The 25,693-nt window shown below is 61.6% G+C and carries 11 protein-coding genes, 1 tRNA gene and 1 pseudogene; 2 read left to right on the forward strand and 11 right to left on the reverse strand.

What is annotated here, in order from left to right; genetic code table 11:
- Window positions 1-119: 119 nt before the first annotated feature.
- Window positions 120-1,589 (reverse strand): MASE1 domain-containing protein, encoded by a 1,470-nt coding sequence (locus WS62_RS31370; RefSeq protein WP_066579358.1) that lies wholly within the window; start codon window positions 1,587-1,589, stop codon window positions 120-122.
- A gap of 287 nt (window positions 1,590-1,876) precedes the next feature.
- Between WS62_RS31370 and mobH the strand changes: the two genes are divergently transcribed.
- Window positions 1,877-3,757, forward strand: coding sequence for a MobH family relaxase (gene mobH / locus WS62_RS31375; RefSeq protein ID WP_066579402.1), 1,881 nt, complete (start codon window positions 1,877-1,879; stop codon window positions 3,755-3,757).
- 152 nt (window positions 3,758-3,909) lie between these two features.
- Here mobH and pglZ read toward each other — a convergent pair whose 3' ends face one another.
- From pglZ to WS62_RS31405, 6 genes are all read right to left on the reverse strand, one after another.
- Window positions 3,910-6,105: a BREX-2 system phosphatase PglZ gene (pglZ, locus tag WS62_RS31380; protein ID WP_066579360.1), complete on the reverse strand. Its 2,196-nt coding sequence runs from the start codon at window positions 6,103-6,105 to the stop codon at window positions 3,910-3,912.
- Window positions 6,102-9,794 carry a hypothetical protein gene (locus WS62_RS31385; RefSeq protein ID WP_066579362.1) on the reverse strand — a complete coding sequence of 1,231 codons (3,693 nt, stop codon included), beginning with the start codon at window positions 9,792-9,794 and terminating at the stop codon, window positions 6,102-6,104. The genes pglZ and WS62_RS31385 overlap by 4 nt, the downstream gene beginning before the upstream one ends.
- A 32-nt stretch (window positions 9,795-9,826) precedes the next feature.
- A complete protein-coding gene (gene pglX / locus WS62_RS31390) occupies window positions 9,827-13,513 on the reverse strand; it encodes a BREX-2 system adenine-specific DNA-methyltransferase PglX (protein ID WP_066579365.1) in 3,687 nt (1,228 codons plus the stop codon).
- Window positions 13,510-17,712, reverse strand: coding sequence for a BREX system serine/threonine kinase PglW (pglW, locus tag WS62_RS31395; RefSeq protein ID WP_066579368.1), 4,203 nt, complete (start codon window positions 17,710-17,712; stop codon window positions 13,510-13,512). Before pglW ends, pglX begins: the two co-directional genes overlap by 4 nt.
- A 1,057-nt stretch (window positions 17,713-18,769) precedes the next feature.
- Window positions 18,770-18,863: transfer RNA gene (locus WS62_RS31400), tRNA-Ser, on the reverse strand.
- 114 nt (window positions 18,864-18,977) lie between these two features.
- Window positions 18,978-20,228, reverse strand: coding sequence for an aspartate kinase (locus tag WS62_RS31405; protein WP_066494519.1), 1,251 nt, complete (start codon window positions 20,226-20,228; stop codon window positions 18,978-18,980).
- On the opposite strand from WS62_RS31405, the pseudogene WS62_RS35665 reads away from it, so the two are divergent.
- Window positions 20,211-20,447, forward strand: a pseudogene (locus WS62_RS35665) (hypothetical protein); the annotation flags it as partial. The gene WS62_RS31405 and the pseudogene WS62_RS35665 overlap by 18 nt on opposite strands.
- A gap of 123 nt (window positions 20,448-20,570) precedes the next feature.
- Here the strand turns inward: WS62_RS35665 and tilS are convergent.
- From tilS to cysS, 4 genes are all read right to left on the reverse strand, one after another.
- Window positions 20,571-22,043 (reverse strand): tRNA lysidine(34) synthetase TilS, encoded by a 1,473-nt coding sequence (gene tilS / locus WS62_RS31410; RefSeq protein ID WP_066579370.1) that lies wholly within the window; start codon window positions 22,041-22,043, stop codon window positions 20,571-20,573.
- 43 nt (window positions 22,044-22,086) lie between these two features.
- Complete coding sequence (locus WS62_RS31415; RefSeq protein WP_066579374.1) at window positions 22,087-23,058, reverse strand: acetyl-CoA carboxylase carboxyltransferase subunit alpha; 972 nt, start codon at window positions 23,056-23,058, stop codon at window positions 22,087-22,089.
- 102 nt (window positions 23,059-23,160) lie between these two features.
- Entirely contained in the window at window positions 23,161-24,099 is a 939-nt protein-coding gene (locus WS62_RS31420) for a DNA-3-methyladenine glycosylase family protein (RefSeq protein WP_066579376.1), read from the reverse strand.
- A 47-nt stretch (window positions 24,100-24,146) separates the two neighbouring features.
- Window positions 24,147-25,544, reverse strand: a complete 1,398-nt coding sequence (gene cysS, locus WS62_RS31425; protein ID WP_066579379.1) for a cysteine--tRNA ligase — start codon at window positions 25,542-25,544, stop codon at window positions 24,147-24,149.
- Window positions 25,545-25,693: the final 149 nt, after the last annotated feature.

Consider the following 25,693-nt stretch of genomic DNA (forward strand, 5'->3'; position numbering starts at 1 on the left):
GACCCGCCGTTCTGAACGGTACCGCCGTCGCAACACGTCAAAGGGGCCCGAGGGCCCCTGCGTACTTGAGAAAATTACTCAGCATTGCGCCGCCGTTTAAGCGCGGTTTTACGCCGCCATCAACAACCTTCCACGCGCAGCACCAGCCAGCGCTTTCCGCGCGTTTCACCGCCCCGCAACATCACACTGACACGCGAGCACGCCAGTCGTCTCGTGACCAGCACGACCCCTTCACAGGCACTTCGATACGCCGCACCCAGCACCGACGTCGACATACGGGCGAAGCCACGTCCGCTGATCACACAGCGGTAGGCAATCCCCGCTTCGTCCAAGGCACGCGCAATGGTTTGACTCAGCGCCGCGGGTAATCCCCTGTCTCTCCATGCTACGGGATGCAAACTTTCCGCAAGGGCGTACACGCGTTGCTGCGTATCAGCCAGCTGCCGCTGGTACGCATCCATGTCCGAACTGGGCACGACCCGGCGCAGTTGCTGCATCAAACGGCTGTTGGTCAGATACAAACTGCCGGCAAGATATTCCAGCGCTTCGGACGTCTGTCGTCGCCGCTGCTCAGCCACCCGCAGGCCCTGTCTCGCCATCCGCTGAAGATGGATGCCCTCACGTCGCTTGAGCTCATCCTGCCGCAACTGGACGCTGATCCGCGCGCCCGTGGCCATGAGGCAGGTGATCGCGAGCGCAATGAACGCCTGCGCTTCCAGGATCTGCGGATCAGGACGCGACTCCGTCGTGAGGCATGTACTGACGACGGCGAGGGCTCCACCAACGACCGCCGCACGCCAGCCGTATTTCAGGGTGAACCACGCCACCGGAAGAAACATGGCCATCCGTGCGATCTGCCGCATATCGTTGTCGCCGTGAAGACTGACCACCGACAACACGGCGATCGATGGCACGACGAACAAGGCCACATCAATCGCCATTCGACTGGAGACGACGCGGTGCAGTTGGTTCATCCACCCCTCAGCACGAGCATCCAGCTTCATCATCAGCACCACCGGCACCGTCCCGAGAATGGCGATGTAATTGCCGATGAAATACCCCACCGCCATCACGGGTCTCGCGCGGAACGATGCCGTGTGAATAAACGAAATCGCCAGGTAGCTGTAGACCGTCCCGATCATCGTCACCGTCAGCGCACATAGCATCAGGACTTTCATATCGACGAGATGCGACGCTGGGAACAATCGCATCGTACGGCGACACCACGCAACGATCGGCATGGCGAGCAGGATCGGCGGAATACAACGGACACTAACGAATGCAAGTCCATACAGGTCCCGACAGGGCCACACTTCGTACGCGTTCGGCAAAGCCTCCCCGAGAAGAAGCGCCGGCCAGTAGCGGTACGGCATCACCAGCAGACAGGACAGACGCAACCCGGATCGAAGTGCCCAGTGACCATCCGAGACGGGATGCATGGCGATGTAAGTCAACGCGTATCCCATCGCGACGGCAAGCTGCTTCAGCCAGTCGCTTCTCCACCCTCCATTCCCCATTCCGTGCCCCTTTGGCGAGATGTGGTGATGCCTGAAATGTTCCCCGGTCAGGCCGTCCGGATATCGGCCCATTTCTCAAATCTTTGAATGGAGGGCGTGAAATTTTCGTGGTGATGCCCTTGGCGCGACGGTGACACCACCCCGATCGCACGCGTCCACACCACCGATCCACCAACAAAAAGGGAGGCCCCGATGCCGATTGTCTGCGACATGTTCTACGGGTTCGGATGTATCTCCAAACGGTTGCGGCAAGGGCGAAAAGGCCAAGGGCGTCAAGGGAATGGCGCACAAGGGGAATGGCCCTACCCGAAACGGTGAAAAGGCAAAAGGCCACCGGCTACCAGACCATCGATTCGATCATGTTCACGCTGTTCCATCGTCAAAAGGAAAAGGCTCCACCGCCCTCCCCGGCTCCCGCCCCTGCGGCAGCACCGAAAGAGCTGCTGCGGCCAGAGTCGGCGGCGACGCTACTTGCGACACCGCGTCGGCAGAAACTGCTGGAACATATCTGGCAGCGCACGTCGTTGTCGCGTGCGCAGTTCGCCACGCTCTATCGCACGCCGATCGAACGCTACGCAACGCTGGTCCAGCAGTTCCCGGCCTCGGAGAGTCATCACCACGCGTACCCCGGCGGCATGCTGGACCACGGGCTGGAAATCGTAGCTTATGCACTGAAGCTGCGGCAGTCGCGTCTGCTTCCGGTGGGTGCGCCGCCCGAAGTGCAGGCAGCACAGGCCGAAGCGTGGACAGCGGCGATCGCTTACGCGGCGTTGCTCCATGACGTTGGCAAGGTCGCTGTCGATATCGATGTCGAATATGCGAACGGTGAACGCTGGTGTCCGTGGCACGGGCCAGTCACGCGTCCCTATCGCTTCCGGTATCGCAAGGATCGCAGTTACCGACTGCATGAAGCAGCCGCCGGATTGCTCTACACGCGGATGCTCGATCGCCACATCATGGACTGGCTCAGCGGATTCCCGGAGCTATGGTCCGCATTGCTCTATGTGCTTGCCGGTCACAAGGGCCAGGCCGGCGTGCTCGGCGAACTCGTCACGCAAGCCGACCAGGCATCCGTCGCGCAGGAACTAGGTGGCAATCCGCAGAAGGCGTTGCTCGCACCGAAACAGGCATTACAGCGCAAGATGCTCGACGGGCTGCGACATCTCGTTCGCGACGAGCTCAAATTGAATCAGCCGCAGGCCTCCGACGGCTGGTTGACGAACGATGCCTTGTGGCTCGTCAGCAAGACCGTCGCCGACAAGCTACGCGCCTATCTACTGTCTCAGGGCATTGAAGGCATTCCCGAAAGCAATCCGACCTTGTTCGATGTGCTGCAAGAGCACGGGATCGTACAATCGACCGCGGAGAACAAAGCAATCTGGAAGGCTACGGTGGCAAGCTCGAACGGTTGGACGCAGAGCTTTACCTTCCTCAAGGTCGCGCCTGCCTCGATCTGGGACACTGACAATCAACCTTCGCTATTTGAAGGTACAGTACGCGTAGAGCAAGACACGGGTATTGTCGGCGATGCTGCCGTAACAACGCCGCTGACACCTGCTGCTCCGTCTACTGGCAACCCATCACCGTCGCCGGCAACGAAACTTCCGGCATCTCCTGCACCCTCCCGCGCATCCGATACGATCGATGCGTTACTCGACCTGCTCGGCGGCACGCTACCGACACCTGTCGAAGAGGCTGGTAACGATCCATCGACATCGCCTCGAGCGATTGCTAGCAACGACGTACCGACACTGCCATCGAGTGGCATCGCGGAAGGACAGCCGCCAACCGAGCCTTCGTCTGCCTCCACGCCATCTGGCGGAGCGATACCATCTGGCGAACATTTCATCAGCTGGTTGCGGAACAGCATCCAGACACGCCGCTTGGTCATCAACGATGCCAAAGCGCTTGTGCATACAGTCGCTGGCACGACCTTTCTCGTGAGTCCAGGCATTTTCCAACGCTACGCCCAGGAGCATCCCAACGTAGCCAGATTTGCCAAACAGGAGCAGCAAACCGAATGGACGTGGGTGCAGAAACGCTTCGAGCGACTTGGTCTGCACTGCAAGCAAAATAGCGGCTTGAACATCTGGACATGCGAAGTCACTGGCCCTCGCAAAAGCCGGCGACTGCATGGCTATCTGCTTGCCAACGCTTCGTCGCTATTCGTTGAAATTCCGCCAAACAACCCGTACCTCTCTTTATCGCTCTCCACTGACTCCCGGCGCCAGCCTTCGTAGAAATTGCCCGGTTTATTCACTCGGCGATCACCGCTTCAGTGGCGAGCGAAAACTAGCCCTTGGCGGCCCGGATCATATTCCACCGCTTGTCCGGGATCGCCACACCTGATTTCGTGCTTCCGGTCATGGCGCCCACGAGTCGCTGCATTGGATCACGCCTGCCACCAGTTGGGAGCCACTTCGTCGCGAATGCTCCAGCCGTCTACAGCTTTGGTGCCATAGCGGTACGTGGCGATCGGAACGAGCGATTCGGCAGGTGCGCAACCACCGTGGTAACCGTTTCGTTTGCTCGCATAGCGCAACTTGCTGCTCCAGGCCAGGACAACTTCGTCCATGCCACTGGCCGCCTTGATTCGCTTGCCTTTCAGGACAATCTCGCCCGGATAGGACTCCAGATTCGTTTCGCGCCATCGAGCGTTCGGACTTGCCCCCTGCTGCATCGTGTCCTGGTCAAGCACGTGGCCGTGGTCGCTTGTGAATATTACGGCTCGGTCAGAGGAGCGCGCTTCTGCCAACAGCGCGTCCAATCCCTTGAACTGTGCAATGTCCCAGCGAAGTCGCAGCTGGTCAGATTTCATCAGGTGGTCGTCCACCGCATTGATCACAACGGCGACGACCCGTTGCCGCGGGTCGCTTAAGGCCGTTCGCAGATCATCCGAAAGGGTGACGCCAGAACTGTCGAGCAAATCGCGCTTGTGAAAAATGACCGGCGGCTTGCCCGCGACGGAAGGAGCGACAAGGGACGGATAGGCACTGAACGCTGACCTCTCTGTCGACGCGGAGCCCGCACAAGCAACACCGCAAAGCAGCGAGGTCCTAGACGCTTCCGTTGTGGACGGCAACATGGCCAACAAGGTGGAGCATGCCCCCTCGGCGCGCTCAAACTGAACCCAGCCATGATCGGTCAGGCTGTGGTGCAGCTCAAGGAAAACGGGGATGCTCATTCCATCCACCACGATGAGCAAGCTGCGACCGGCCACGGCCACCGGTGCGACGCACCTGTCGAGCGCGTCCTCAATCGCAATCAACGAAGTCCCGTTTGGTTGATCTGCTGACAGCGACTCGGCGAACCTATGATCGAACGAGTCCCGTCGAGCACGCGTGTTCTCGCGCAGCAGTCCATAGGCGTTCGCCAATTCAGCAGAGTCGTCGCCCTCCAGCAGTACCGTCTGCGCCCAATCTACCCACGCAATCTCGTTCCTATACCGCTCGGCGAGCACGTTCAATGCCGAGGGAAAGACATTGGGAGTCTGCGTGAGCCAGCTCACCAAGCGCACAGCCATCTTGCATCGAAGCTCAGAGCGCCTGCTCAGTACCGGCCCACGATGGGCCATCAGGAGTCCAAACCGCGAGATTGCCTCGGATAAGTTGAGTTCGTTCAATGCGCCTGCGAATGCCTTCGTCTTCTCACGCAGTGCTGCGCTTCCATACCGGGCGTGCGCCGCCAGTGACTCTGCTTTCAGCTGCATCACCAAGGACTCGTACCGTGCAACTTGCTGCTGTTTAGCTGCCTCAGTGGCACGGTCAAACCAGGCGTCGGCCGCCCCGGCCAGTTGATGCGTGGTATGCGACGAGATCGTCAGTCCATCGAACAGAACCTCCAAACGAGCAGCGACCTTTGCCCGATTGGCTTCTGTGCTGGCGGTCTTGTCTTCCAATGCCTCACAAAGCATGGCGATGGCGACCAACTCGTCCGCGCTGCCCGTGTCGATGGCCGCAAAGACGAAGCTCACCAAGTCTCCCAGCGTTTCACGTAGTCGTTGGACTGTCTCCTGACGTGCGGTGTCTTCCAGTGTCTTGAATTGCTCGCGCCGTTGGACATCACCAGCCCACTGCAACAGGTCAAGTTCGGTGGGCGGATAAGACTCGAAGCCCAGGACGACGCGGAACAGCTCCTTCCAGGCGCGGTCCTGATCCAAGACGAGTGACCGGACAGGGGTGTATCCCTCTGCGGGCATGAATCGCACGAGCAGTTCAGCCAACCAGCGGTGGCGGGCCAGTCGCGGATCAATGTGCGCCGCCCGAAAAAGCACCAATACCGTTTGCCAAAGGTCGTGTGTGATGGCGCGCCGCTTGGCGCAGCGGGCCAGCACGTCAGAGCCCAGGTCACTCTCGTCGCCAGAGAAGAGCAGGACAACGGGGGTCGTACTGGTTGAGTGACGACGCATGGCGTCACGAACGGAAAGCGGCGAGCTGCATGCGGAGACTGGCCAGCTCTCCGCGTTCACATCCACCGCCGTACCAGCAAAGGCATCTGGCGGCAGTCGCAGCAGGATGAACCTTGCTGGTGGGTCCGCCTCGTGGGCCTGCTTGGCCTGAAGACTGATCTGATGCGCCGGGACCTTCATTCCTGCTCCCGAATCACGATCTGAATATCCACACTGACCTCGCCGAGCTCCTCAAGCAACCTGCATGCATCGGCCAATGCCTTCAGGGCATCAGTCTTTATCAGCCTGGCACGCTCAATACGCTGCGGTGCTTTCATGCCCGGCTCCGGCTCCGGAGTTGATTGAGGCTGCGGGGTCGGTGGCGTCGCGCGGTTGGCGACATCGGCCATCAGTGTTCCTGCATCGCGTTCGAACTGGGTGACGGCAGCTTGGAGTCCATCGACGTATTCGAAGCGAAGAACGGCGTGAGCCAGACTTTCCAGAATCTGGTTGGCACGTGGCGCAAATTCACCGCTGCCGCTCGCGATCGAGCGCAGGCTGTTAACCAGGTAGTGCTTGGCCTCAACACGCGCCAGCGCCTGGACCCCACCGAGTACTGCCTTAGCTTCGGCGACTTCTTCGGTACTGAAATCAAGCCTCGACACGATATTGACGAGGTCAATCTCAGAGCTGCTGGACTCCATGGCCGCAAACCAGTCACGCAGGCGCGTTGCACCTGTCTTGCGAAGGGCGGGTTCGCCCGTGGCCACAGCATCGGTCTGCACCAAGGTCATCAACTGCTCGACCACGCGCAAGTAGTTCAGCAAATGCGGTGCCGTATCGGTCACACGCTTACGCGCTGCGCGAGAAAACTCCACCAGGCCCGGCGCTGAGCGATACAGCGCTGCCATGACAGGGTCCAGTATTTCGCCAGCGAGCCTTGTAGCTTTGTCCCACTCGGCTATTGTCGGCAGGGGCTGCTCGCGCACCTCACACTCGTTCGGCACATTGCCAATTTCGCCTTTGAACGGCTGACCGAAGCGGTACAAGGAGCGATTGCTCTTAGCCAGCCAAGTCAGGATCACGAGGTCTTGCAGGTCTTCGCGCAGGCCGCGCCGGTCGGGAAGATCCAGCCAGCGGCGGAGGTCGGTCACGGTGGGCTCACGGCCCGACTGCTGCGCGATTTGTCGAGCAAAGTGCTGGGACCAGTCATCACGCAACTGCAGCGCCGCTTCGCCAACCTCGGCCAGATCAAGCTTGGGCGCAATGCGTTTGGCGTCGTCCCGAAGCGAGGCTTCGAGCTCCACTCGATGGGCAGGCTTCTGGGCTGCCAGCACCATCAATTCAGCGAGGCGCTTCACCGCGATCGGCCTGGGCTCGACATCAAAGTGTGGGTGGGCTGGAAATTCATAGTCCAGCGCTTGCTCGGCCAACTTCTCGAAGGCATCCTTGAAGTTTGCCGCTACTGGGGGGCGCAACACCAACGACGGATCGAGGCTGAAATAGTGCTCGTCGACTGTCTGTGCGGGGTCAAGCGCCTCCTGGGCAACGCTGTTGAGTCCATAGGCCGTGTACAGACAGTTGCGAATGAACTGGCGTAGTTGATCCCGCTGATTCGTCAGCAGCACCCGTGCCTGCTCGCGATCTGTCTGCGACAGTTGGCTGGCGTACTGGTCGAGGTTGTTGCCACGCAGGACGAAATTGATGACCACCAGCCGCCCCAACTGGTCCTGGGTGTTGGGTGACAGAAAAGACGGCAGCCAGGCCACCGAGCGCCCGACACGGCCATCGTTGAGGAATCCGTTGATCTTGGCCACATCGTCCTGCGGGCCGTGTTCGGGTTGGTGATCAAACGGGAAGTCGATCAGGATGCGCCACGTTCCTTCACGCCCCTTGAGCGTGTCGAAGGACTGCTCACGGACATTGCCGAACAGGATTTCCGCACTGCGACGCGAACCTCGCCAGCTGATCTCCATCTCAGGTGGCAGCAGGCTCGACCCGACATCGGCTAAGCCCAAGCCATCGGTGATCAACTGCCTGACTTCTGCCTGGCGGTTGCCCTGCGTGTCAAACGACATCGCGTTGGCCAGAATGGCGTCGGTGTCCACCTTCGCGACTTCCACCGATACTATGGGGTTCGGCGAGTCGTCGGCGATCTTGATTTCGCCGGCCTGACCCGCCCAACGCTTGAGCTTGGTCAGCACGGTGATGCCCTCGCTGCCGGGCACTGGCGTGCGAATCGTGCCGTGGTTCAGCGCCGCCAGCTTGGTCGGCGTCAGGTTCTTTAGGGCTTCAACTTCGGGCACCAAAGCCGCCAACACCAAGGTCTTGAGCAGACGGGCGTCGTTTTGCAGCGCTGCCGCCTTCTTGGGGTCGACCTTGCCCGATTCGATGTCTTCCCAGGTCACGCCGTGCTGGGTTTCCAGAATCGGCAACAGACGCCGCCGCCAGAGCTGTTTGGCCTGCTCGAAAAAGAGCTTGATTCCATGCGTGAAAGGCTCGTCGCCATCAGCAATCACGTCAAACAGATCGCCCACCGGGATAACGTCGCCGATTTCCAGCGTATCGGCCTTATCCACTAGCATCTGCTGCATCAGTTTGAGCGCCGTGCGCTCGCGCTGCAGCATCGACGATACGGCGATCAGCGTCTGAACCAGTGCTGGCGTGAAGGGGTACAGGTCCTGCAACATCTGCTGATCGCCGTCGCGCGTCAGCAGGGTTTGTAGCACTTCGGGCTGGCTGCCCAGCAGTTTATTGATTGCACCCTTGAGCTGGGCATCCTCTGCTGGGCCGCGCGTGCGCAGCAAGCGCTTCTTGGCGATCTCTGGCAGGTTGCGATCTTCCAGATTCACCTTGTCGAAGCGGGCCTCCCAATACTGCAGTGTGTCGGCAAACGACAACTGTTCTGCACCAGGCATGTGCTCGCCGACCAGTTCGCGCAGATCGCGCTGGCGAGCCATGAAACTGATGATGGGTGTCGGGCGGTCCGCGTTGCTTGACTCAACCAGCTTCGCGACCTTTTGTCCTTCACGGGCAATCCAGGCCACATCGGCCGCCCGGCTGGCCAGCCAGAGAATAAATTCGTCCAGAAACAGGATGATGCCGTCGTAGCCCAGATCCTTGGCGTGGTGCGACATGGCTGCCAAGCCTTCGTCGAGCGAGGTATACATCTCGCGCTGCGAGGCAGACAAATGGCTCACGCTGCCGTAGAACGCGCGTGTCAGCGCACCGACGAGTTGGAATCGCTCAGGGCTGCCGGGTGGCACTTTCAGGGTGGCCTCGAAGCGGGCCGCCGCCCAAGTCTGTGTCACGCGGCCCCAACCGCCACCCCCATTGGCCGCGCCGGTTGCACTGTTCAAGGTGCGGAAGAAGGCCTCGTCGCCCATCTGGGTACGCAGCTTCTGCGCATCGTTGAGCATGCCTTCGCTCTGGTAGAAGCCGGGGCTGGGTGCTTCCGGGTGCAAGCGGGCCGTGAGTTCAGCGTAGCCAGAGAAGAGCGCCGATTCCAGCGTCTCGGCATTGATCATGTGGTACGGCACGACCAGGAACTTCCTGCCCTGCGTCCAGCCGTTGTGCTTGGACACCACCGGGGCCAGTTCGGGCTTGCCACGAGCTGTGGCATCGCCGCGCAACAGCAACGACAAGATGGCCATGAAGTGGCTCTTACCGGAACCGAAGCTGCCGTGCAGGTACGCGCCCTTACTCATCCTGCTGTCGATCGCGCCCTTGACCACCCCTAGCGCCTGATCGAAGCACTTCACCAACTGGGGCGTGGCGATGTAGTCGCGCACGGTTTCCGCAGGGGCGCTCAGGCCATCGGTGAGGCGAAGAACAAAGTCACCCTGGTGAACCTGCTCTGGCAAGTCAAATATCTCGCGCAGTTTTGGCATGTTGTTGTGTCTCTCGTATTCAGTAAATCAGATCAGGCCTGGGCAGCAGCGCTGGCCCGCCTGCCGCGTGTGCGACGAACGGGCGCTGGGGGTCGCCATCCGCGTACTGCGCTCAGCGTCAGCCCATGCTGCGCCAACTGCGCATCGAGCAGGCCTTGTAGGTAGTCGCCGGTGCTCATGCCCAGGTCGTCATCGACCTCCGGGTGCCATTGGTGTACCCAGGGCAGCAGCTCGTCGAGACCGGCCAACGCAGGCGTCAAACGCGCCGCATCGGCGCCTTCACGTTGCAGCATCTCGTACAGGTAGCCCGTCAGGGCCAAGGCGCGGGCCTTGGCGTCATAGCCGGCCCACAGCAGCATCGGGCTTCCGGCGTCGTTGCTACGCTCCAAGCCCGGGAAACTGACGAAGCGCTCCTTCGGAACATCCAGAGCGCCGCGCAACTTCCAGTACACGCCGTCGCGGTAGTCGTCCTGCTTGTACTTTGGTGGGACGGGAATAACTCCCACTTCCGCCGCTTTTCGTCGCGCCTGCTCCTCCTTGATGACCTCGATCGGCTCTTCAGCCAGTCGCAGGGCCACTTCCGCATCGATCGCGTCTTCGCGCCGCTGCATCAGCCAAGTGTTTTGCCAGACGGCGCGCTTGCGCAAGCCACTGTCGCTGTAACGCAGCGAATCCAGATAGGGCACGCTGGCCTGCTGCACCAGTGCCACAACGGTCGCGTGCGCGTCGCTGCCGCTGCCTGCATACAAGTCCAGCGCGCGCCGGAATTCTTCGTCACCAGACAAAGCATCAACAAGCTCGCGAACCGCACGCAATTTGGGGGCGGGATGGACGTCGCGCTGCCAGAGGTCAGCGGCTTCCAGACGTTTCAGTATCCATTGTTCAAGGGCAGCCTTTTCGAGCGAGTTCCAGTCCTCGCTAGCCCAGCGCCGTTTGAATTCCGGACGTTCAATCAAAGCCAAGTCTCGCGAGCGCCGAATTGCGGCAATGCGCCTTTGGACCACGGAACCGTAGTCTGCAGGCCAATGAGCTGGCGTAGAGGTGATCGGCTGCGAGCTGTGCCGTTCGAACCAAGTCGTGGTCGCTATTCCTGCTGCGCAGTCCTGGGCCAGCGCAATTTCAAATGCACGTTGCCCAAGCTTTACTTCAGGTACATCGCCATCAAAGCGAAGGTCTTCATCGACTAGTCCGTATAGCTTGTAGATTTCCCAATCAAGTTCCTCTTGCAAGCCAATCATTCGTTCGCGATTCGAATCCGCGATGGTTCTTGCTGCATCAAGATGTTGACGGCTTGGAATCGCTGAATTGATTATCTCGCTTGGCAAACCATTAGCGTAATTGCGGGCGAATTCATCCAGCAATTTTGCTGTTGCCGAGGGGAATATCTCCGGCAAAGGATATTTGCCAAGTCCTGTCGATGTGAACTCGAAAAAATCTTCGAAGGCATCAGTTCTTTGCCTGGCCCCGTGCTGATCAACCGTACTTCCTTTGTTGTGAAATACCTGCTTGGCCCAAAAGCAGGCCAAGGACGAATTCAAAATGCCAAGTACTCCAAGATACTGATCCTCAGTTGCGGTCTGATGAAGCTTAATGACCGGCGCTGATCGATTGAATACCTTTCCGCCACGCTCTAAGACGAAGTGATTGTGTGTCGCGACAAAGGCGTAGGTGATAGTCAAGGGTGATCGAATCTTTGACGAGTAAAGCTCCTGCCACTCGTACCAAGACAATCCACGCTCCAGCATGGGTGTCCCAAAGCGTTTTCTCTTGGATAGGTTGGTCCTAAAGGGCCAAAGAAAGCGATGTGTCTTGGGGGCGTGTTCGATAGATTGCAGTTTGAAATCGCTGTCGTAAAGCCAAACAGCAGCAAGTCCAGAGGCACCCCAGTCTCGAACCTGATCCCCGGTTACAAGATCACGGACCGATTCAATTCCGTGCCGTTCGGCCACTCCTCTGTGTTCGATTAAATAGACATCATCCTCGCCACTAACGCTGACGATTCCCATTTCATCCGTGATCGCGCTGAGCTTACCGGCCGCATTTTCTTCAATTTCGGCCTTAAGTTCGGAGGCTCCTCCGCCACCAATACTCCATGGATGTCGAGAGAACACTGATCGCTCGGTATCTGTAACGCTAACCCATTCGGATTCAGATCCCCGCCGATCGATCTGATTGATAATCGCCTGCCACACTACGCCTTGAGCTGGATCTGCAGGAGTAGACGGCTCTCCTTTAATTCCCATCACTGCGCGGATCACGTTGTTTGCAGGTGGGCGTGCTCGACCAAACATGATGACAGTTGGTGTGCCATGCCCTGGGATATACGCGCCGGCGGTATCAATCACATGGGTGAGGTCAAACGCTGGAAAGAATGCCTCAATCAGCTTTTTTCCAAACTCGCGCTTCATGAAAGCATTGCCAACAATTAGGCCGACATAGCCTGCTCGCTGCGCGTTGTCGACCGGTTTTGCCAAAGCCCAGAACCTCTCGCAAAATGGTGCGACGAGGGCGTACTTGCCATGGCAACTGGAAAAGCGCTCTCGATACAAGGCTGAAACGGCGCGATCCTTGACCGCGATATAAGGCGGATTGCCGACTACAGCAGCGTACTTTCGCGCTAGGATCTGATTGGTCGCGGTCAAATCTTCTGCCGCAAACGCGTGCCGATAAATATGATCGGCAGCCGTCGCCAGATTCTCTTGCGGCGTATTCAGCCCGAGCGAAACTTGCGCCCGTGTGTAATCGCGCTGATCGAATCCGTGCAACAGGCTGTCGCCTGTTTCTATATGAAGATGAAAGTCCGGCGCAAGTCGCAGCTTGTGCACCTGAGCCATCTTGAGTGCGGCCACCAGGAGTCGGAACCGGGCGATTACCACCGCGTAGGGGTTCAGGTCGATGCCTGCGATGCGGTCCAGCGCCTCTTGCAAAGCCACTTTGACGTTGTCTGACCTTTTGCGCAGCCAAAGTGGGGCCAGCCGTTCAAAGGCACCGAGCAAGAAGTGCCCTGAACCACAGGTCGGGTCGATTAGGTCGACTTCTTCCAAAGCGTAGATGTCGAGCGCCGGAGTCAGGGTGCGGTCCAGGATGAAGGACTCGACGAACTCGGGCGTCTGCAGCAGCGCATAGCGTTCTCGGGCGGCCTCGGACAAGTCCTGGTAGAGATCGCCCAGGAAGCGCGTGTTCCAGTCAGGGTCGGCAAAGTTATGCACCAATGCGCCACTGTCCGCATTGGCAGCGCGGAAGAAGCGCACCAGTTGTTTGCCCATGTCGGCCGACACGGGAGCGAGCAGTAGGCTACGCTGAACTTTCAAAACGTCCGACAGTCCCGGCAACCGCCCAGCCACGGCAAACACGTCGCGCAGGTAGTCGTTGTCGGACGCCGTGGGGTTCTGCAAGTAGAAGGCCTCCTGCCGTGCCACGGCGGTTTGTCCCCGGCTGTCGGTGCCGGCGATCAACGGGGCGTCGAGCAGATCGTTGTCTTCGCAGAAACGCACGAACACACAGGCCAGCACCCATGCCACCGCCGATTGCGTGAATTGGGCTTCAGCCCAAATGGCAACGTCCTCTGATGTGCGACCGGCGTCACGCGCGGCTTGCCAATCGGCGGTAAGGCGCGACCGGTATTCACTGTTGTTAGTAGCGAAGCGTTGCCGGAGGTCAGCCTCCAGGTCTCGAACCTGGAGCTTGAGGTCCGCTAGCAGTTTGGTGCGATTGATCATCTTGGTTTTACCTTCGTACCGGTCGTCGTGGCGGCGCCGCCGTGTGTACGGTGGGCGTTCTCAAGCCAGGCGCGCGGGATGCGACCATAATCTGTGGTGTTGATGGTGACCGGAACGGCTTCGCCATCCAGCACGGGTCGGTTGTCGGGCGTCAGCGGACTCGCAATCAAGGCAATCAGCGGCGGACGCTTGCCGAACATGCAGGCATCGGCAAGCTTGGCGAACAGGGGCATCTTCTGCCAGCGTGCCGCCAAGCCGAGATTCACCAGCAAGCCCGGCTGATCGTCCTGCAGGAGTTGCGCTTCGACCTTGGGCCAAACTTCGCCGAGAACGGTGGCGAAGTTCTGCGCATCCACCGAACCTACGGGCGCGGCATCAGCGGCCAGCAGGATGTTCCAGTCCACGTCCCATTCCTGGGCCTGCGCCTCTAGCAGCACGAGCGCGACCTCGTCGAAATCGATGACTTTTAGTCCAAAGCGCTGCGCTAGTTCACGCTGCGCGATCGCGAGGCCCTTGGGGTCGACAGACAAGGTGAGCAATTTGCCGCTGCTCAAGGCATGCTTGATGCGCTCGTCGATCTGCAGAGCAGCCTGCACATCCGGCGCGGTCGCCGTGCGCGGCCGGTTGTTGGTGCCAAAGGGGGTGATCTGCGTGGTGCCCGAAATGACGCCTGCCGAATAGAGCGTGACGAAGGCGCGCTTGGCGCCATCCCACTTCACTTCCAGACCAGCATCCTTAAGTAGTTGCTCCAGTTCTGTGGGGCCGGGCAGCGGCTCGGCCTCAGGGTAGCGAGCGAAAATCCGGCGCCGGATGGTCTCCAAATCGAACTGACGCAAACCGAGCAATGAGTTGGTCGCCAGTTTGACCGCGCGTGCAGCAGACAACTGTGCCGGGTAAAATTCCAGACGTGAGGACAAAGCCGCCTGTCGAGCACAAGCAGCGGCCAGACGGATCAATCGCTCTGAGCTTAATCCTGCATCACCAGCTGGCGCCGGTATGCGCGCCAAAGTGTCGGCCACCTGTTGCGACGAAGGCAGCGGGTCTTGTTGGGCCAGACGGTCAGCTGCATTGCCGAGTTCCACGGCATAACTGGCGCGAACCTCTGGTGCCGACGGAAACAGTCCCGCAGCGCCGCTGCTGGCCAGGGTCGCGACCACCAGATCGTCCACTTGCGGTGCTTCCACGAGCGGGCGAACGTTGGCATCGCGCTTTACCAGTTGCCAGCGGGCGGCTTGCTTGGTTCGCTCGACGGTGATGACGCCCCGCGTCAGGGCTTCGGCTTCGCTGTGTCGGGCCGCACCTGTTTGCACGCTCCCACGGCGGGCCAGCAGCGCGGTGGCGATCTCGCCAACGGTCGCAATGCCGCCCAAACCGGCCAGCACGAGGGCCACGTCGTCTCGAAGGTGGGTGATCTCTGGCTGACGCGACATCCGCTCAACCATCGAGAGCAACAAGTCCTCCTGCAACGGCGAAATGCTTGGCTGCGCGCTCAAGCCAAGCCATCCCTCCAGTACCTTGAGTTGGGCTTCATCGCCTTTCTTGGGCACGAGCAAAGCGGCTGCGGCATCCACCGATAGTTTGGCCACGGTGGTATCCGCGGGCTGGTCATCCTTGGCCGCGCCACCGCTGAACTGGTGTCGCAGCCGGTCGGCAATTTGATGCAGTTCACGTGCTACAGCCAGTGCAATGCCCCGGTGCCTGTAGAGCCGATTGCGAGGTAAATCGGCCAGATCCCCCGCGGTAGCCAGCTCATCGCGGCCGATCCGGTCCAGCAGTTCGAGATGACGCGAATCCAGCTCCAACGACTCAAGGGGGGTGCCCTGTGTCATTCCACCTGCCGCCGGTTCTTCGCCGAAGGGCAGCTGACTTTGCGGAGGTTGCGTCGTATGCGTCGTGACAGGACGCGAGACGTTCTCGAAAACCTTACGCCATTGGCGCAACATCTGCTCGGCGTTGTCAAAGCGCTTGCGATGATCGCGGGCTAGCGCCCGGCTGAAGAAGTCGAGTGCCTGCTTGCGAATCGACGCATCAAAGCGCTCCGAGTCCAGAACGATTTCAGACTTCAGAGTTGCCGGGTCGGCGCTGCCATCGCCCCATTCGGGCAGTGTGCCGGTGGCCATCTCGTGCAAGGTTAGCGCGCAGGAATAGCGCTCAGCATAGCCATCCCACATCCCGCGTTTGCGCAAGAACGGGTCCATGTAGACCCGTGTGCCCGCGCTCAAGTCGGTAGCGGGCACACCCGCCAGCGAGAAGTCAAACAGGGTGAGGGTGAGTCGTTTTCCTGCCCCCGGGCGAATACCGATGTTATCTGGCTTGATGTCCCGGTGTGGCACGCCCTCTCGCTCAAGGTACTCCACAACGGAAATCAGCTCTTCGCCAAACCGTTGCAGCAGGTCCAAACCCAAGCGCCCTTCTTGACGCAGGCGTTCGCCCAGCGTTTCCTCTCCCGCGGAGGACAGGAACAAGGTTGCCAGTCCAGCGATTTCAAACCGCTCAAAACACTGGACGATATTCTGATGGGGCTGAAGTCTGACCAGGGTCTCGGCTTCCTGCTTGAGCCGATTGTTGTACTCCGGCTCCAACGCAATCTTGAAGACTCCCTGGCGTGGTTGTCCCGCGCTCTTCCGCCGTACCTCGAGGGCCAGACTGGTACCGCCTTTGCCCAGTCGACGCAGGACTTCAAAGCCGTTGAGCTCATTGCCGGTGTTGGCCTCAAGGGGCGACGACAAAGGGGATGCCGGTGCGGTCAGAGCGTCTTCAAGCGCCTCCTCGGCCTTGTCTAGCGCACCCAGGAATTCGTTGGTCGAGCTGAATCGATCATCGGGCGACGGCCAGGTAGCAAACTGGATCAGGTCCTCGATTTCAGCCAAGCATCCGTTGACCAACGCCGACAAGGTGAGCCCCGGACCCTGTTCGCACTTGATGACCAACTCATCGCCGCTAACAGCCGGCGGCTCCCCAGCGAGGACGAAATACGAGATGGCACCAAGCGAGAACAGGTCCAGCTTGATGGCATCTGGCCGGGGCGCGTTGCGTGCTTCGGGCGCGAGATAGATCTCTTGCGCCACACGGTCTGAAAGCATTTCGACATGGAGCGTGCCCGTCGTCTTGCTCTCGGCCTCTTGCAACTGACGGGTAGCGATCTGCCAATCGAAGAGGGTGACGTCGAACGAATTGTTACCGACAGTCCTGACCATGATGGTCTGCGGTGACAGGCCACGATGGTAGAGCCGATAGCGGTGCGCCGCATCCAGTGCTTCGGCGATCGCGCGCACGAGCTTCAACCGTTGCCAGAGATCGAGTTGTTCGCTTTGAGCCCGAATGAAGTGGTCGAGCCGTTGGAGTCCTTCCTCGTATTCGAAGATCAGGGCGGGCCCGTGCTCGCTGTCGATGAAGTCCGACGCGCGCAGTATGCCGGGATGACGTATGCCTTCGAGCAACTGAAACTCGCGGCGAGCCGCGTCGGCCAGCATGGCGCGTTGCGCGGCATTGAGCGTGCGCTTGGCGGTGTAAAGCCGGACTCGTCGTCGGAGGTTGGTCAGCGAGATGTGCTTGGCCAGCCAGTCCTGGTGAAAGTCTGTCTCGGCAAGAACCTGTTCGAGCTGATAGTCACCTACACGCCGGCTCTGCTGAGGCGGACGGATGCCAACGGTTTCCAGCGCCCGGTTGATGGACGTCGCCAGATCGCGGTCGATGGGCTGTGCGCTGGCGACCGGGGCTGTTTCATCGAACAATTTGTTGGCGATGTCAGCCCGCAGATGCACGTTTTCTCGCGCGGGACCGGTAAGCTTACAGCGTTGCGCAGGGTCCGACAGAAAGACCAGGGACTGGACGTAAGGTGTGCGACGCTTCTGGACAGTGAGTTGCTTGCGCAGCAGCGAAGCGAGTTTTTTTGCCTTGCGGTTGGTGAGGAGCAAGGGGTTATCGTCGAAGTACTCGCGTGCGCCATCCCGCCAGATCCAAGTGTGCGAATCGCCGCTGACTTCGCCAGGTCGGCTCTTTATCTCGACAAGAAAAATGCTATAGCGCGAGATGATCAGCAGATCGACTTCGTTGATACTCCCGTCATCGGCGACAAACTCGAAGTTGCTGTAGGCCCGAAACGGTTCGCGGTTTGGTAGCGCTCGTTGTACAAAGTCGAGCGCATCCTGTTCCCATGGAAACTGAGACGGCGAAATCGTCTTCCAGCGCCCACTCATCGGCGACCTCCGTTTACGTTGGAGATCTGAGGAAAGCGACCTAGACATGCCTTATCGAGCCTTCCTTTGTTGTTTAGTGGGCGAGTCATATCTATCTCTATCTTGTTCAGGCTCGACGGGTTGCGCTGGTGGGGGTACCTCGATGCACGAAAAGGCTTCAATACGGTTTCTCTCAATGAAGCAAACTCGGTGGAGATCCGCATAGGCCGCAACTGGCAACGCGTTGAGAATAAGACGACGCGTTTGCGCAGGTCGAACCGCTCTTCCCGCCGAAAACCGCGAAACGGCCCCATTGTCAATTCTCTCAGCCGACGCCACGGCCATTCTCCAACCGCAGCGTGTGCCTCGATGTGGGGGCGCCCTAACGGTGTTGTGGCCAAGCGAGCCAACGCAGCGGCCCGGGCATTCCGTTGTTGCGATGTGGCCGCGATCGCGTCGAACTCGGCCAGGACCATGTTGGCGAAACGCCGGATGTTCTCAGACGTCCCTCGCTCTGGCTCATGCAACCATCGCAAAAAGCGAGCGTAATCCTGCTTGGCAGACCTCATGTCCCTGTCCCCCGTAAGCACCGCCGTGTCGTACGGCACTATGCTCATTTCTTGCCAACTTCCTTCGACGGGCTTGGCTTCAGCGAACCATCACCAGTGGAACTACTTGGCGCCTGAAAACAACCTCATTACGCAGACAGGTCGCTTTGACTCCCTCGACTTGCGCCGCCAGCGATGGATCTGGTCCGTCCCGGCAATCGCCATTCTAAATATTTCCGGCGGCGGATGGGCTCACCAAGCAGGGGGCTAGCCAGTCACAGGGGAATGGTTGCGGGATGGCCCAACGAATGCGGCGGGCCAAGATTGCGTGTCGTCGCGTCGAGGTCAAATGGGACGCTGATCGCGCCCGCGCCTGAGGTATTCTTGTGGGCAGGAACCCATGGAGGTTGACCGGATCTCGGTGTGGAACTGGCTTTGAAGCGCCGAGCATTTTGATAGTCGCTTTGATAGTCACCGCCAAACAAAAACCCCGCGAAGCCTAGACTTCGCGGGGTTCCGCCGCCAGTAACTGGCGGAGACGGAGGGATTCGAACCCTCGATCCAGGTTTTGGCCCAGATGCTCCCTTAGCAGGGGAGTGCCTTCGACCTCTCGGCCACGTCTCCCAAACCTTCGCTCGCGCCAGGGAGGCAGCGCGACGAAACCGAGATTCTATAGGGTTACGGGGCCAAGGTCAATTTCCGCGACGCATTTTCTTTCAGTGCGTCACGGAAATTTCATCACGCCTGGTCGAGTTCGAATGCCTTGTGCAGCGCGCGGACAGCCAACTCCATGTATTTCTCGTCGATCAGCACCGAAATCTTGATTTCGGACGTCGAGATCATCTGAATGTTGATGCCCTCTTCCGACAGCGTGCGGAACATCGTGCTCGCAACGCCGACGTGCGAACGCATCCCGACGCCGACCACCGACACCTTCGACACCTTCGGATCGCCCAGCACCTGCTCGGCGTTCACGTGACCCTTCACCTGGTTCGTCAGGATGTCCATCGCCTTCTGGTAGTCGCCGCGGCCGACCGTGAACGTGAAGTCGGTCTTCCCTTCTACGCTCTGATTCTGGATGATCATGTCGACGTCGATGTTCGCGTCCGCCACCGGGCCGAGGATCTGGTATGCGATGCCCGGCTTGTCGGGCACGCCCATCACCGCGATGCGCGCTTCGTCGCGCTGGAACGCAATGCCGGAAATGACTGCCTTTTCCATGGTCTCGTCTTCTTCAAAAGTAATCAGGGTGCCCGAGCGCATCTCGTCGCCGAGCGGAATCAGCGGATCGGTGAGGCTCGACAGCACGCGCGTCTTCACGCGGTACTTGCCCGCGAACTCGACCGAGCGGATCTGCAGCACTTTCGAGCCGAGGCTCGCCATTTCCAGCATTTCCTCGAACGTCACCCTATCGAGCCGGCGCGCCTCTTCGACGACGCGCGGATCGGTCGTATACACGCCGTCGACGTCCGTATAGATCAGGCATTCGTCGGCTTCGAGCGCCGCCGCGACCGCGACTGCCGACGTGTCCGAACCGCCGCGGCCGAGCGTCGTGATGTGACCGTCCGGATCGACGCCCTGGAAACCCGTGATGATGACGACCTTGCCTGCGTCGAGATCGCGGCGCACGCGCTCGTCTTCGATCGAATGGATGCGCGCCTTCGTGTACGCGCTGTCGGTCTTGATCGGCACTTGCCAGCCGGCGTAGCTCACAGCCTCGACGCCAATTTCCTGCAGCGCGATCGACAGCAGGCCGACGCTGACCTGTTCGCCCGTCGACGCGATCACGTCGAGTTCGCGCGGGCTCGGCTGGCTCGAGATCTCTTTTGCGAGCCCGAGCAGACGGTTCGTTTCGCCGGACATCGCGGACGGCACGACCACCATCTGGTGCCCGGCCTGATGCCATTTTGCGACGCGTTTCGCGACGTTCTTGATGCGCTCGACCGAGCCCATCGAAGTGCCGCCGTATTTATGTACGATGAGTGCCATTGTCGTTCAGAACTGAAGAAAGGCCGCACGGGCGTACTGGACAGACCGCGGTGCCGTTCGGTCACGCGGCTTGTGGCTGTGGACGGACGACGGAGAGAACGGCTGGGGCGCAGCACGCGGGCGTGGCGATTTGCCCGGAAAAGGCGGATCAGGCCGCGCAAACCGGGTACGTCACGCGGAAAACCTGCACAAAACGCTCGAAAACCGAGCCGAGCAAACGTCCGAGCGTACCCGATCGACGGCTGCTTGACAAGCCACGCGGACGCCGGCAGGCCGGTTCGCAACGTTTTTGTCCCGGCACCGCATTCGCGACCGCCGCTGCATGCGACGGGATGCGGCGCGCTATGCGATCAGCATCTCCGGCCGCCACTCGATGCACCGCCAGCCGCCCGGCGCATCGGAGCCGTCGTACACCGCGCGGTTTACGCCGACGCGCGGCACGAACAGCAGCCGATCGCCGACGTACAGCAGCGGCACGTCGCGCTGCCATGCCGGCACGCCGCGCTCCTGGAACAGATTCTTCAGCGTGCGCCCGGGCCCGCCCTGCCAAGTGCGCATCCGCTCGCCGCCCGCGCGCGCGCGCGCATGCAGGTCGGCGGCGGCGAGGAGCGCCTCCGGCACCGCGTCGTGTTCGTGCGCATGCGCGGGATGAAACACATATGTGCCGCGCCATGCGGGCAGATGCCAGACTTCCTGACCGCGCCACACGAGCACGCTTTCCGGGTGCGACGCGGCGCGGGCGGCATCGGTCGCGTCGTCGCCGAACGCATCGTCGTCGGCCACTTGCGCCTCGGCGGATTGCGCTGCAGCCGATTCGGCGCCCTCGCCCGCTTCCCATTGAACGTCGTCGCGATAAAGACGCAAGCGCCACCCCGCGTGATCGACGCGCAGCGCATGCGCGTCGCGCGCCGCGCGCAACTGCTTCATCATCTGCGCAAGACGCGCGGCCGACGCGCCCGGCAGCCCGAGCGAGCGCATCCAGTAGCGCAGCAGATTCGCGCCGCGCTCGTCGTCGAGCGCGACGAGCGCATCGCGCGACAGCACGCGGCCGTCTTCGCGCGCGACCGCACGCAGATCGATCGCGGCGAGGTCGTCGAGCAGCCGCTGCGCGGCTGCCGCGTGCTGCGCGGTGCGGCCGAGCGCGTCGCGAAAACCGGGAAAGTGCGGCGCGAGCGCGGGCAGCACGTCGACGCGCAGCGCATTGCGCGCATAGCGCGTGTTCGCATTCGATTCGTCGTCGATCCAGCGCAGCGCGTGCTGCTGCGCGTAGCGCTCGAGCTGCGCGCGCAGCAAATGCAGGAGCGGCCGCACGCGCACGACGTCAGTCGATGCCGGCCGATACTGCGGCGCCATCGCCGCCAGCCCGGCGATGCCCGCGCCGCGCAGCAATTGCAGCAGCACCGTCTCCGCCTGATCGTCCGCATGCTGCGCGAGCCACAGCGCGCGCGCGCCGTGCCGCACGCACATCGTCTCGAGCGCGCGATAGCGCGCATCGCGCGCGCTCGCCTCGACGCCCTGGCCGCTCGCGCGCGGCACGTCGACGTGCGCCGCGTCGAACCGCACGCCGAGCGCATCCGCCGTCTCCGCGCAATGCGCGAGCCACGCGTCGGCGTTCGGGCTCAAACCGTGGTGCACGTGCAGCGCGACACAGCGCTCGGCGCCCGCGATGCGCGCGGCCGCGTGCAGCAGCACGGTCGAATCGAGGCCGCCGCTATACGCGAGCGCGATCCGCGCATCGTCCGGCAACGCGGACAGCGCGACGCCGATCGCATCGAGCACGACGCGATCGGCGGAAAATTGATGCGGAGGGATCACCGTGAGAAGGCGCGTTGCGCCTCGTGAGTCGACGACCCGGCGCTCATGCGCCCGGCGTCGTTTCCTTGAACTTGCCGTAGGCCATCAGACGTTCGAAGCGGCGCTCGCGCAGCGCATCGATGCTCATGCCCTGGAACTGGCGCAGCGAATCGGCGAGCGCACGGCGCAGCAGCGCGGCCATCCCCTTCGGATCGCGGTGCGCGCCGCCGAGCGGTTCGTTGACGATCTTGTCGACGAGGCCGAGCGCCTTCAAGCGATGCGCGGTCAGGCCGAGCGCCTCGGCCGCTTCCGGCGCCTTCGCCGCGCTCTTCCACAGGATCGACGCGCAGCCTTCCGGCGAGATCACCGAGTATGTCGAGAACTGCAGCATCATCACCGTGTCGGCGACCGCGATCGCGAGCGCGCCGCCCGAGCCACCCTCGCCGATCACCGTCGTGATGATCGGCGTCTTCAGCTCGGCCATCACGTACAGATTGTGGCCGATCGCCTCGGACTGGCCGCGCTCTTCCGCGCCGACGCCCGGATATGCGCCCGGCGTGTCGACGAACGTGAAGACCGGCAGCCCGAATTTTTCCGCGACGCGCATCAGGCGCTCCGCCTTCCGATAGCCTTCAGGACGCGGCATCCCGAAATTGCGCGCGGCGCGTTCCTTCGTGTCGCGGCCCTTCTGATGACCGATCACCATGCACGCATGGCCGTTGAAGCGGGCGAGGCCGCCGACGATCGACTGATCGTCCGCGAACGCGCGATCGCCGTGCAACTCGTGGAAATCGGTGAAGAGCTCGCTCACGTAATCGAGCGTGTACGGCCGCTGCGGATGGCGCGCGATCTGCGACACCTGCCACGGCGTCAGGTTCGCGTACAGATCCTTCGTGAGTTGCTGGCTCTTCTTCGACAGCCGTTCGATCTCTTCCGAAATGTCGACAGCCGAGTCGTCCTGCACGAAACGCAGTTCCTCGATTTTCGCCTCGAGTTCGGCGATCGGCTGCTCGAAATCCAGAAATGTGGTCTTCATGTGCTTGAAATCCTTGAGTCTTGCGGCAGCGCGTATTCTAACCGTGCTCGCCTGACGCAAGACCGGGTCGCAACTATCGAATGGCGAAAAGCAATAGCCTAATCAGCCATTGGCCGTCAGCGGATCGAGACTGCGCCACATATACCAGGTGGCGACCGTCCGCCACGGCTCCCAGTTCGCTGCCACCTCGCGCGCCTCGCTGCGCGTGACGGGCTCCCCGCTGAAGTAATTGACGCTGATCGCGCGGATGAGTCCGAGATCGTCGAGCGGCAGCACGTCCGGCCGCGACAGGTTGAAGATCAGGAACATCTCGGCGGTCCAGCGGCCGATCCCGCGGATCTGCGTGAGCTCCGCGATCACGTCCTCGTCGTCCATCGTCGCCCATTTGTCGACGTGAAGCGCGCCCGACACGAAGTGCTGGGCCAGATCGAGAATATATTCCGACTTGCGCTTCGACAAACCGCACGCGATCAATTTTTCCTGGCCGAGCTTGATGATCTGCGGCGGCGCGAGCTTCGGGCAGGCGGTCTCGATCTTGATCCACACGGACTGCGCAGCCGCGACCGAGATCTGCTGGCCGACGACCGAGCGCGCGAGCGTGACGAACGAGTCGCCGCGCTTGACGAGATGCGCCGGGCCGAACTTCGGAATCAGTTTCTTCAGGATCCGGTCGCGCTTGACGAGATCGGCACACGCCTTGTCCCAGTATGGCGGGCGCGCGACCATCTCGGCGTCGGAGAGTTGCACCGGCACGGCGGCCTCCGACACGCGCGCCTTGCGCACGCCCGGCTCCGCTGCCGCGACGACGGTCTCGCGCGGCAGCGCATCGGCGACCTGCTCGCCGTCGACCTTCCCGCGCGGCGACTTCGTGGCCGCCGCGCGCAAGCTCGGCTTGTGCGCGGCGCCGTTGGCCGCGCCGTTCGGCGCCGCGCGCTTCGCGCTCGCCTTGTGCACCGCCGGCGCGCGCGCGCCGGCCCGCTTGGCCGCTATCGGCGGCTGCGTCGCCGCACGCTTAGCCGGCGCTTTCCTGGCCGTTGCCATCTAGCCTCCTACCTGGCGAGTCGATCAGTGGGACAGACCATGCGCGCTCATACGCGACGCCACTCGGTCGATCCGCCCGGTTTGTCTTCAAGTGCGATGCCGGCTTCGAGCAGTTCCGCCCGGATCCGGTCCGCTTCGGCAAAGTTCTTCGCCTGCTTCGCCGCGACGCGCGCGGCGATCTTCGCGTCGATCTCTTCCGGCTCGAGCGCGCCTGCGCGCGCTGTGCCCGCGGCCTGCTGCAGGAACTCGCGCGGCGCCCGGCCGAGCAGGCCGAGCAAACCCGCGAGCCGCTCGAGCTGGCGCGCGAGCGCCGGATCGCGCGTGCGGTTCACCTCGGTTGCGAGCTCGAACAGCACGGCGACCGCGATCGGCGTGTTGAAGTCGTCGTTCATCGCGGCCGCGAAACGCTGCGCATGCGCCTCGTTCCAGTCGAGCGGCGCCGAATCGGGCGTCGCGTCCTTCAGCGCCGTGTAAAGACGCGTGAGCGACGCGCGCGCATCGTCGAGGTGAACGTCGCTGTAGTTGAGCGGCGAGCGATAGTGCGTGCGCGCGATGAAGAAGCGCACGACTTCGGCATCGAACTTCTCGAGCACTTCGCGGATCGTGAAGAAGTTGCCGAGCGACTTCGACATCTTCTCACTATCGACCTGCACGAAGCCGTTATGCATCCAATAATTGACGAAAGTTTGTCCGGTCGCACCCTCGCTCTGCGCGATCTCGTTCTCGTGGTGCGGGAACTGCAGATCCTGACCGCCGCCATGGATGTCGAAATGCTCGCCGAGCAGCGTGCAGCCCATCGCCGAGCATTCGATGTGCCAGCCCGGACGGCCCAGACCGTACTTCGAATCCCACGACGCACCGGCCGGCTCTTCCGGCTTCGCGCGCTTCCACAGCACGAAATCGAGCGGATCTTCCTTCGCGTCGTTCGCGGCGACGCGCTCGCCCGCGCGCAGGTCCTCGAGCGACTTGCCGGACAGCTTGCCGTAGCCCGCGAACTTGCGCACCGAGTAATTGACGTCGCCGTCCTCCGCCTGGTATGCGTAGCCGTTCGCCTCGAGCTTCTCGATCATCCCGAGCATTTGCGGAATGAACTCGGTCGCGCGCGGCTCGATGTCCGGACGCTCGACGCCGAGCGCGTCGAAGTCCGCGTTCATCGCGTCGGTGAAGCGGCCCGTCAGCGACTTGATCGTCTCGCCGTTCTCGACCGCGCGGCGGATGATCTTGTCGTCGATGTCGGTGATGTTGCGCACGTATGTCACGCGATAGCCGATCGCGCGCAGCCAGCGCTGCACGAGATCGAACACGACCACCATCCGCGCGTGGCCGATATGGCAATAGTCATAGACGGTGATCCCGCAGACGTACATCCGCACTTCGCCGGGCTGCCGCGGCACGAAAACTTGCTTGTCACGCGCGAGCGTGTTGTAGATGCGCAGTGATTCCATAGAGACGAAAGTGAGCCGAAGGAAACCGCCTGGCGATGCTCGCCGTGCATGCGGCACCCGACAGGATCTCTGGCTGGGCCGCGTGCCGTACGCTTCCTCGGATGACATGCGGCGATCGATCCGCAAGCGAAGCGGTGACGGCCACGAGA

The organism is Burkholderia sp. ABCPW 14, assembly GCF_001523835.1.
Lineage (GTDB): Bacteria > Pseudomonadota > Gammaproteobacteria > Burkholderiales > Burkholderiaceae > Burkholderia > Burkholderia mayonis.